The sequence below is a fragment of the Streptomyces sp. NPDC060198 genome, assembly GCF_042728415.1.
In the GTDB taxonomy this organism is placed as follows: Bacteria; Actinomycetota; Actinomycetes; order Streptomycetales; family Streptomycetaceae; genus Streptomyces.
Map to the genome: position 1 here is coordinate 1 of NZ_JBHWZJ010000282.1, position 9,261 is coordinate 9,261.

Genomic DNA, 9,261 nt, shown 5'->3' on the forward strand with positions numbered 1-9,261 from the left:
GTGCATCACTCAACGGACGGCGCCCGCCGTCCATTTCGGCGCCCCGTACTGGTAGGCACCCAGGCTCGGCGTCGCGTCCGTCGAGCCGTCGTTGATGCCCGGCAGGGCGATCGCCTGCCCGCGGGCGGGGGAGTCGGCGGTCAGCCGGAAGTCGTGCCCGGCCGCGTCGACGAAGAGCGGATCCGTCTCGGCGGGGAGGTTGTTCGAGAGCACGAGTCCGCCGTCGGTGGCCCCGGTCAGACCGCGGATGGCGCCGACGTTGTTGTAGATCTTCGTCCCGGTGGACTGCCCCGGCTCCTTGACGTAGAACAGGGTCATTCCGCCGGTGTTGTTGTACACGCCGTTGTCGTGCGAGCCGGTGCCCAGACCGTTCAGCATCACGGTTCCCTCCCGGTTGCCCCAGCCCACGTTGTTCGCGATCACCAGGTCGCTCTGCCCGTTGTCGGCGTAGACACCCGAGATCCCGAAGGTGGTGAGCGTGGTGGCCGGCTCCGGATCGTGCAGCACGTTGTGGTCGATGGACGTCCCCATCATGTAGGCACTGCAGCAGGTGTAGATCGCGGCGACGTCCAGGCTGAGCCGGGCGTACCCCGAGATGTCGTTGTACGCGATCAGGTCCTTGCCCGGGGTGAGGCCCTCCACCGTGTTCCACTGGAGGTTGATGCCGCTGCGGCCGACCCGGCTGATCGTGTTGTGCGTGACCGTCTGGCTGTTGCCCTGCACGGCGACGCCCGCCGCGTACGTCCCCATGTAGTCGACGTCGTGGATGACGTTGTTCGTGGCGGTGTTGTTCTGTCCGCGCAGCGCGATGCCGTTGCCCGCGCTCAGCGACAGGTCACTGTTGACGATGGTGTTGTACGTGCCGTCGAGGACGATGCCCGTGTCGCCGACGCCGCGCGTCACCGTGCTGCCGCAGTCCGTCGCGCCGCGCGTGATGTCGGTGTAGTGCGACAGATACGTACCGTTGATCCCGTCCAGCGTCACGCCCGTGCTGGTCGGCCCCGTCCTGATGGTGGCGGCGAACAGCCCGACGTCCGCCACCGTGGTGTGGCTCGCGGCCGTCAGGTCGAAGGCGAGCGCGCGGGACCTCGCCTCGACGGCGTGCGTGGCGGGGTCGTCCTCGCTGTAGAGGTACAGACGCTTCGCGGAGGGATCGTAGAACCACTCGCCGGGCCGGGAGAGTTCACCGATCTTCCCGGCGAGGGCGTACCGCGTTTCACCGGGTACGACCTTGTGCACGCACGGGGGCGCCACGTCGAGCGTCACCGAGCCGACGGCGGAGCTCTGCACCGTGCCGGTCGCCGAGATGTACCAGTAGCCGGTCAGGGCCCGCGCGCCGTCCCAGTACCCGGCAGGCCGGGTCAGCGCCGTGTCCACGATGGTCGCCTCCGCGCTCCCGGCGCCCGCGTACTCCAGCGTGGGGTCGAGCAGGTCGAGCCCCGGGTAGGGCCACTGCGCCTCGACTCCCGCCTTCTTGTCGGTGAAGACCTGCACGGTCGTCACGTCGGAACCCAGGTCGACGGAGGTGCTGTAGACGTGCCCTGCCGCCACGGCGTCGCTGAACGCCGAGTCCTGGGCGTACGGATCAGTCGCGGCGATCTCCGTGACGTCCGCGCCGGTGACGGGCGAGAAGCCCTGCACCGGTACGGTCCCGCTCAGCGTCACCGTCGCACCCGGCGCAGCCCGGTAGGTGATCGGCAGGGCGGCGGTGCCCGATCGCGCCGGTACGACGGTCTCGGCGTACGTGCCGGACTGGATCAGGCAGGTGTCTCCGGGCCCCATGACGTCGGCGCACCGCTGGATGTGCTGGAACGCCTGGCCCGGGGTGGTGCCCTGGTGGGAGTCCAGGCCCGACGGACCGACGTGGTAGACCGTGCCCGTCAGGGGCCTGTGCGGGTGCGGGTGCGCGCCGGCCGGAACGGCGGCCGCCACCACGGAGAGCGAAGCGAGCAGGGCGGCTGCGGACCACGGACCCGTACGGGGGCGTGGCCACCATCTCCTCGACACTGGATGGTCCTTTCGTTGCCGGATGGGCCTTCGGAGGGGTCCTCCGAAGGAATCGATCCGCCCGGTCATCCCTTCACCGCGCCCACCGTCAGACCGCTGATGATGTGGCGCTGCATGTAGATGAAGAAGATGATCACGGGCGCGACGGCGAGCAGAAGGTTGGGGAACACCTTCGTCAGATCGGTGGAGTACTGGCTGATGCCCGCGTAGATCGCCGTGGTCACCGTGTAGTGACCGGACGACGGGCTGAGCAGGATCTGGGGCGAGATGAAGTCGTTCCAGATCCCGATGGAGTTGAGGATCAGGACGGTGACGACCGCCGGACGCATCAGCGGGAAGATGATGGTCCAGAACGTCCGGTAGCGGCCCGCGCCGTCGATCGTCGCGGCATGGTCGATGTCCACCGGAATCGCGCGGATGAAGCCCACGAACAGGAAGATGCTGACCGGCAGCGTCGAGGCCACGTCGTGCGCGATCAGACCGGTCACGGTGTTGGCGAGACCGATCTCGCGCAGTACGTAGATCACCGGGATGATCACGGCCGCGCCGGGGATGAAGGTGCCGGCCAGGAAGTAGAGCAGCACCAGCTGCGTCCGCTTCTTCAGGCTGCGCGCGATCGCGTACGCCGCCGGGCCCGCCAGCGCGATGCACAGGACGTCCACGGTGACGACGAGGAACAGGGTGAAGCCGTAGCCGCCGATGACGTTGTACTGCGGATTACTGATGGCTTCGGACATGTGCTCGAAGGTCAGTCCGCCGAGGGGGATCGAGAACGGGCTGTCGAGGATGTCCGCCTGCGATTTGAAGGCGTTCACGACGAGCAGGTACACCGGCACGATCATGACGACGAACAGCAGGCCGAGGAGCATCCGGCGCAGGGGTGAGCGGGATTCTTGCCGTTCCGCCGGAGAGATCTCCGGGGCCGGAACCGGTGCGGTCCGCGGGGTGCGGCGGATGCTTGGTTCGGTGACGACCACCATCGGCTCCTAACCGGTCGCAGCTTGGTCTTGGCGGTTGCGCAGCGCGGTCACGACGAGGGCGAGCACGGCGGAGACGATCATCAGGAAGACCGCTTGGGCCGTCGCGTAACCGACCTTGGTGCCCTCGAAGGACCGGGCGAGAATGAGATAGGTGAAGGTCTGGGTGGAACCCGCCGGTCCGCCGCCGGTGAGGCTGACCACGATGTCGTAGGCCCTGAGCAGGCCGACCAGGTTCAGTACGGTCGCCACGGTGACCACGGGCGCGATCATGGGGATCACGATGCGCAGGTTGATCTGCCGCCTGCCGGCGCCGTCGATCGCCGCAGCCTCCAGGAGCTCGGCCGGGACGGTCTGCAGGGCGGCCACGAACAGGACGACGTTGAAGCCGAATCCGGCCCACACGATGACACCGATCAGGGTGTACAGCGCGAACCGCTCGTCGAAGAGAAAGCCGATCGGCTCCAGGCCGAACTTGGCGAGGGTGTTGTTCACGGCTCCGTTCGTGCCCAGGATCGCCGCCCACAGATAGCCCAGGACCAACGCGCTGATCACGTGCGGGAAGTAGGCGACGGCGCGGAAGAAGGAGTTCGCACGGGACCGGCCCTTGAGGATCAGCGCGTACACCAGGCCCGCGCCGACCATCAGGACGGTGCCGATCACGGTGATCACCGCGGTCACGTACCAGGCGTCCGTCGAACTCGGGTCGTCGAAGAGGTGCTTGTAGTTCTCCCAGCCGATGAGCTTCGCGGTGGAGAAGCCGTCCCAGTCGGTGAAGCTGAGGTAGACCGCCACGCCCACGGGCACGATCGTCAGCACGGTGTAGAGAAGTACGGCCGGGCCCATCATGCCCAGCGTGACGGCCGCCTCGCGGAACCGGGCCCGCCCGCGGCCGGAGCCGGAGCCTGCGTCGGTGGGTGTGGGCGCGGCGACGCTGTGCAGCCGGTGGGGCTTCAGTTCTGCGAGTTCCACCACTTGTCCAATCCGCGCGCGGCATCCTTCGCGGAGGTGCCCGTGTACAGGGACTGGATCTGCGTGTTGAGTTCGTCGCTGAACCCGGCGACCGGCTGGTTCTCACCGGACTTCACGAGGACCGACGGCGTCGTGTCGAGGATCTTCTGCACCTCGGTGCCGAGGCTGGACATCGGGTAAGCGAAGCCCGTGCGCATGTTGCCGTCGGCGGCGAGCTGGCTCCGGATCGCTTCCTCGTCCGTGACGAGCCACTTCACGAACTCGATCGCCTCGGCCTTGTGGTGCGACTGGTCGACCACGGTGTAGGGGTTCGAGACGTTGCCGAACTGGCCGGACGGGTAGGCGCCGTCGGTCGGCATCGTGAATACCCCGATCTCGTCGCTCTTCTTCGCCGCGTCCGCCGCGGGCACGAAGAAGGAACCCATCATGTACATCGCCGACTTGCCGTCGAGGAACGCCGTCTGCCCGTCGGTGTACGTCAGTCCCAGCGCGCTCTTCTCCAGGTACCCCTTGTCGATCCACTGCTCGTAGCGCTTCAGGTAGGGCACGTAGCCGCTGTCGGCGAAGGAGACCTCGCCGGCGTTGCGCTGCTTGATCCACTGCGGGTTCCCGGTGAGCACACCGGCGTCGGCCATCATCGAGAACTGCCCGCCCGTCACCCACTGGCCGGCGGTCTGCAGGGGCTTGTGACCCGCGTCCTTCAGACTGCCCATGGCGGCGGTGAACTGATCCAGCGTCCGGATCCGCGAGGCGTCCACGCCGGCCTCGGCGAAGGCCGCCTTGTTGTAGAAGACCAGCGACTGGATCTGCTCGCCCACGCCCACCATGTACGTCTTGCCGCCGACGGCGTACTGGTCGGCCAGCGGTGTGTCCTTCGTCCACGCCTGGTCTGACAGATCCGCGAAGAGCTTTGCGGTGTCGGGGGACGGGACGATCTGCTGGGCGATGTCCGGCGGATCGCCGGCCGCGAGGTCCTGGGTGAGCTTGGCGTTGGCCGAGACCGTTCCTGTCAGTTCCAGCTTCACGTGCACGCCGGGATGGCTCTTCTCGTACGTGGCGAAGAGGCCCTTCCAGTACTGCTCCGTCAGGTTCGGGGAGATGTTGACGATGATGCGGAGAGTCGTGCCCTCCGCGGCCTCGTCGGACCCGCTCCCTCCGCAGGCGACGGCGGATGCCATCACGAGCGGAGCCACGGCGAGTGCGGAGGCTCGGTGCCACATGGTTCTCATCGGACACGCTCCATTGCGTAGTCATGAATGATCGACGGCTGACGTGCAGCGCGGGCGGTCATGGGAGTTCGGCAGGAAGAGGGGTGGGGTGCCGCGTCCGGACAGTGCGGTCGGCTCCCGGTAGGCAATTGCGATAATCGCCTATCGATTGTTGATGCTATGGGCGGCATCCCGCATGTTCAAGGGTGCTGCCGAAACCGCTTGCTCCCGTTCCCGCGCCGCCCGGCCTCGTGCACGTGGCCTCGTACTTCCGCCCGCGTGCACGAGGCCGCTCATACGGTCGACTCGACCGGCTCCAGGAAGAGTTCGATCACCGGCAGCAGCACGTCGGGTCGTGCGGTGGGCAGTTTCAGGGTCAGCGTGCCCGGGGGCTGGCTCGGCGGCGCCAGGTTGTTGTGCTCGTGGCGGGCTCCGTCGACCTCGTGGAAGGTGATCTCCGATCCGTCGTGCAGCAGTTGGGCATAGCGCACCCGCCCGGCCAGACCGGGGAGGTGGACGTGCCCGAACGGCCAGGCGAGCAGATGCAGATACAGCCGGTCGCCGGCCTGCGTGTACAGGGCGTTCGCCGGCGGCGGGAAGGCGGAAGGTCCCGCACCGTGCACCGCGCGGGCATGTCCGGCGCTCCACTCCGCGATGGCCCGCAGGGTGTCGCGGGCCCGCGGGTCGAGCGAACCCCGCCCGGTGGGGCCGACGTTGAGGATCAGGTTGCCGCCGCAGGAGACGGACTGGACCAGCATCCGGACCAACTGGGACGGGTCCTTGTAGTCGTGGTTGTCGCGGTCGTAGCCCCAGGACCCGTTGAGCGTCTGGCACGCCTCCCACCGCACCGGTGCGCCGTCGCGTTCCAGCGGCCGGTCGGGCTGGTACTGCTCGGGTGTCACGTAGTCGCCGGGTATGCCCAGCCGGTCGTTCACGAGGATGCCGGGCCGCAGCTCACGGACCGTCTCCATCAGCTCCTTCGCCCCCCACTGCTCCGGCCCCATGCCCGGGTACGTGAAGTCGAAGAAGAGCAGGTCGATCTCCCCGTAGCCGGTCAGCAGCTCGGTGATCTGGCCCCGCATGTACGACCGGTAGCCCGCCAGGTCCTCCGTCGTCCGGGCGTCCCGCGAGCCGCGCAGCGGATGGTGCTCGTCGACCGGGAAGCCGGGGTGGTGCCAGTCGAGGAGCGAGTAGTAGAGGCCGACCCGCAGCCCCTCGGCGCGCATCGCCTCCACGAACTCCGCGACCAGGTCCCGACCGGCAGCCCGCACCGAGGTGTAGTCGGTCAGGGACGAGTCGAAGAGGCAGAACCCGTCGTGGTGCTTGGCGGTGAGTACCGCATAGCGCATCCCCGCCTCCCGCGCCTCGCGGGCGAGTTGGCGCGCGTCGAACAGGTCGGGGTCGAACCGTTCGAGGTAACGGTCGTACGTGGCCTGGGACATGGTCTCCCGGCTGCGTACCCATTCGTGGCGCGCGGCGAGGCTGTACAGGCCGAAGTGGACGAACAGCCCGAAGCGCGCGGTCTCGAACCAGCCGCCGGACTCAGTGGTCACGTAAGGCTCCTGACGGATTGACATCACTAATCGATAGGAGGTTATCTACCATCGATAGGCGATGATGTCACTGGTGTTGCGTGCGACGAGCGCGCGGAGAGGCACGTGAATGAAGCCGAGCAGCAGTCAGGGAACGGCCGCGACGGGGGAGACCCCGGTCTACGAGTCGATGCGGGCGCCGGTCCACACCGCGTCCTTCCGGAGACCGACACGGCGGATGGTGGAGGCGCTCGACGAAGTGAGTGCGGCGACCGCCTGCGCGAAGCTGCACCAGATGGGCATCACCCGGACCTTCATCGACGGACCCGTGCCGCTGCACCGGGAGCCGGACGTCAAGGTCACCGGAGGTGCGGTGACCCTGCAGTTCCTCCCGCAGCGCGAGGACGTCTTCAACGGCGCCGAACAGGAGGACATCGAGCGCAAGACCCCGCTGTGGGGAGTGCTGGAGTCGATCAGGCCCGGCGACGTGCTGGTGATCGCGGCGCAGGGGAGCCACTTCACCGGCTGTCTGGGTGACATGCTGGTGCGCTACTTCAAGCTGCGCGGCGGCGCCGGGATCGTCGTGGACGGGCGGGTGCGGGACGCGGCTCGTATCCGGGCTCTCGGCGTGCCGGTCTGGTGCACCGGTGTCACCCCGCACTACGCCTCGCAGACGGAGCTCTTCCCCTCCGCGTTCAACGTGCCGGTCGGTGTCGGCGGAACGCTGGTCACGCCGGGGGACCTGATCGTGGCGGACGAGGACGGCGCCGTGGTCGTTCCGCAGGACCGGGCGGTCCCGCTGGCCGAGGACGCGCTTCTGCACCAGGACCGCGAGGCGTTCGCACGCCACCGCCTCGACGAGGGCGGCCTGCTCTCCGACTACTACCCGCTCACCGGCGCGGGACTGGACGAGTACCTGGCGAGCAGGCCGGCGACCTGAGCGCCCGTGCCATCCGCGCGGGGGCGGTCCGGTCCCTCGTACGGATGGCACGGGCGGCACGGTCCTACCTCAACGGATCCCGTAGTAGAGCGAGTTGTGCGCGGTGTCCGGAAGGTAGAGCACGTCGTGACCGTCCGAGTCGCGCCGCACCGCGAGCCGGTCCGCGCTCACCCCGGGAGCGGCCGACTGCGCGGTCCACGCCCCGTCCGCCGACTGCGTCGCGGAGAAGACCCGGTCGGTGCCCGAGGTGGTCACGTAGTAGACCCGCTTGGTGTCCGTCGCGTCCCAGGTGATGCCGAGGGCTGCCGCGGTCTGACCACCGGCGTACACGGTCTTGTCGACCCACCCGGTGCCGCTCGGATAGGCGTAGTACACGCGGAAGTTGCCGCCGCTGTCGGCCGAGCGGTAGCGGTAGGCGACCTTCGGCGTGGAGCCGTCGAGGGTGAGCTTGGCGCTCTGCACCGCAGGGCCGGTGTAGGCGTTGTCGATGCTCCACTCCTCGCCCGCGGTGAGGTCCTGGATCACGTCGGAGGTGGCCGGCGTGACCGGGGTGGTCGCGGTCGCGCCGGTGCTGTCCGCGAAGGCACCGGTCGACGGGTCGTAGGTCAGGTACGAGAGCTGGTGGCGGAAGGCGGTCGCCGGTGCCTTCGCCCACTCCCAGAGGATGTGCACCCGGCCGGAGGCGTCCACCGTGATGTCGTCGGGGTACACGGAGCGGTTCAGCGCACCGGCGAAGGTCGCGACCGTGCTCCAGCGGGCGGCGGCGTTGTCCCAGCGGTAGAGCTTGCCGGGGCGCTGGTCGGAGCCGGCACCGACGCGGGCCGCCAGATACAGGTCGCCGTTCGGCGCGGTGGTGACGACCGGATAGGTGATGCCGACGCCTTGGTCGGGCAGCTCGGACGCGTGGTCGGTGACGTCCCCGCCGGGGGCCTCGGTGCGGTAGTAGCGCCAGGCGTTGGCGTGCATGGAGGTGAAGACGTGCAGGCGGCCGCTGCCGTCGCGGGCGATGGAGGGCTGGTTGTGCCCGTTGTCGTCGGCGAACTCGGCCTGCTGCCCGTCGCCGTTCAGCAACGGCAGCCGGCTCCACACCCCGTCCGGGTCGCGCCGTGCGATGGCGGGCCGGTGCGTCGCGGCCGTCGAGCCCGGCTCGTTGAAGGCGAAGTAGGTGTACTGGCCGCGGCCCTTGTACGTGGCGGCCGGCGTCCACCAGGCGGCCTGGTTCGACGAGTCCATCGCGTAGGGGACCTTCTCGATCACCGTCGCCGCGGCTGCCGTGCTCTGCGCGGGGTCGGCCGCCCCGGCGGCCGGGACGGCCAGCAGGAGGGCGGCCAGGGCGGTGGCCGAGGCGGTGTACGTGCGTGCCGTGGGACGTCGCATGATGAGCTCCTTTGCTCGTTCGCGGGTGCGGGCGTGGAGAAGACGCGGGCGGCGGTCCGAGGGCCGGCCGGCGCGGTCGTCGTGCGGGGTGGGGCGGGGCCCGGCGGCGCGTGCGGCGTTCGCCGGGCCCGGACCGCGGTGTCGTGGCCTCAGCGCTTGATGAGCGCGGCGGCCTCCTCGCCGGCCTGCTTCATCGCGTCCTTCGGCTTCGTCTTGCCGACGAGCACGGCCTGCACCTGCTTGGCTAC

Annotated in this window: 7 protein-coding genes; 1 reads left to right on the forward strand and 6 read right to left on the reverse strand. The window is 69.0% G+C overall.

Features of this window, described 5'->3' with window-relative positions; genetic code table 11:
* Positions 1 to 9: 9 nt before the first annotated feature.
* The 5 genes from ACFWEP_RS26400 to ACFWEP_RS26420 form a co-directional block, all read right to left on the reverse strand.
* The gene (locus ACFWEP_RS26400) at positions 10 to 2,007 is read right to left on the reverse strand and encodes a right-handed parallel beta-helix repeat-containing protein (RefSeq protein ID WP_387373506.1); all 1,998 of its coding nucleotides are present in this window, start codon (positions 2,005 to 2,007) and stop codon (positions 10 to 12) included.
* A 65-nt stretch (positions 2,008 to 2,072) separates the two neighbouring features.
* Positions 2,073 to 2,987, reverse strand: coding sequence for a carbohydrate ABC transporter permease (locus tag ACFWEP_RS26405; protein WP_387373508.1), 915 nt, complete (start codon positions 2,985 to 2,987; stop codon positions 2,073 to 2,075).
* A gap of 6 nt (positions 2,988 to 2,993) precedes the next feature.
* Entirely contained in the window at positions 2,994 to 3,959 is a 966-nt protein-coding gene (locus tag ACFWEP_RS26410; RefSeq protein ID WP_387373510.1) for a carbohydrate ABC transporter permease, read from the reverse strand.
* Positions 3,938 to 5,185, reverse strand: coding sequence for an ABC transporter substrate-binding protein (locus tag ACFWEP_RS26415; protein ID WP_387373512.1), 1,248 nt, complete (start codon positions 5,183 to 5,185; stop codon positions 3,938 to 3,940). The genes ACFWEP_RS26410 and ACFWEP_RS26415 overlap by 22 nt, the downstream gene beginning before the upstream one ends.
* A gap of 272 nt (positions 5,186 to 5,457) precedes the next feature.
* The gene (locus ACFWEP_RS26420) at positions 5,458 to 6,717 is read right to left on the reverse strand and encodes an alpha-L-fucosidase (RefSeq protein WP_387373514.1); all 1,260 of its coding nucleotides are present in this window, start codon (positions 6,715 to 6,717) and stop codon (positions 5,458 to 5,460) included.
* A 109-nt stretch (positions 6,718 to 6,826) separates the two neighbouring features.
* Here ACFWEP_RS26420 and ACFWEP_RS26425 point away from each other — a divergent pair, with 109 nt between their 5' ends.
* Entirely contained in the window at positions 6,827 to 7,636 is an 810-nt protein-coding gene (locus tag ACFWEP_RS26425; RefSeq protein ID WP_387373516.1) for a ribonuclease activity regulator RraA, read from the forward strand.
* Between the two features lie 69 nt (positions 7,637 to 7,705).
* On the opposite strand, the gene ACFWEP_RS26430 is transcribed toward ACFWEP_RS26425, so the two are convergent.
* The gene (locus ACFWEP_RS26430) at positions 7,706 to 9,013 is read right to left on the reverse strand and encodes a BNR-4 repeat-containing protein (RefSeq protein WP_387373518.1); all 1,308 of its coding nucleotides are present in this window, start codon (positions 9,011 to 9,013) and stop codon (positions 7,706 to 7,708) included.
* Positions 9,014 to 9,261: the final 248 nt, after the last annotated feature.

Excerpts from the sequence above, each read along its gene's own strand:
- ACFWEP_RS26405 (WP_387373508.1), bottom strand. The coding sequence starts at position 2,987 with ATGGTGGTCGTCACCGAACCAAGCATCCGCCGCACCCCGCGGACCGCA.
- ACFWEP_RS26415 (WP_387373512.1), bottom strand. The coding sequence starts at position 5,185 with ATGAGAACCATGTGGCACCGAGCCTCCGCACTCGCCGTGGCTCCGCTC.
- ACFWEP_RS26425 (WP_387373516.1), top strand. The coding sequence starts at position 6,827 with ATGAAGCCGAGCAGCAGTCAGGGAACGGCCGCGACGGGGGAGACCCCG.
- ACFWEP_RS26430 (WP_387373518.1), bottom strand. The coding sequence starts at position 9,013 with ATGCGACGTCCCACGGCACGCACGTACACCGCCTCGGCCACCGCCCTG.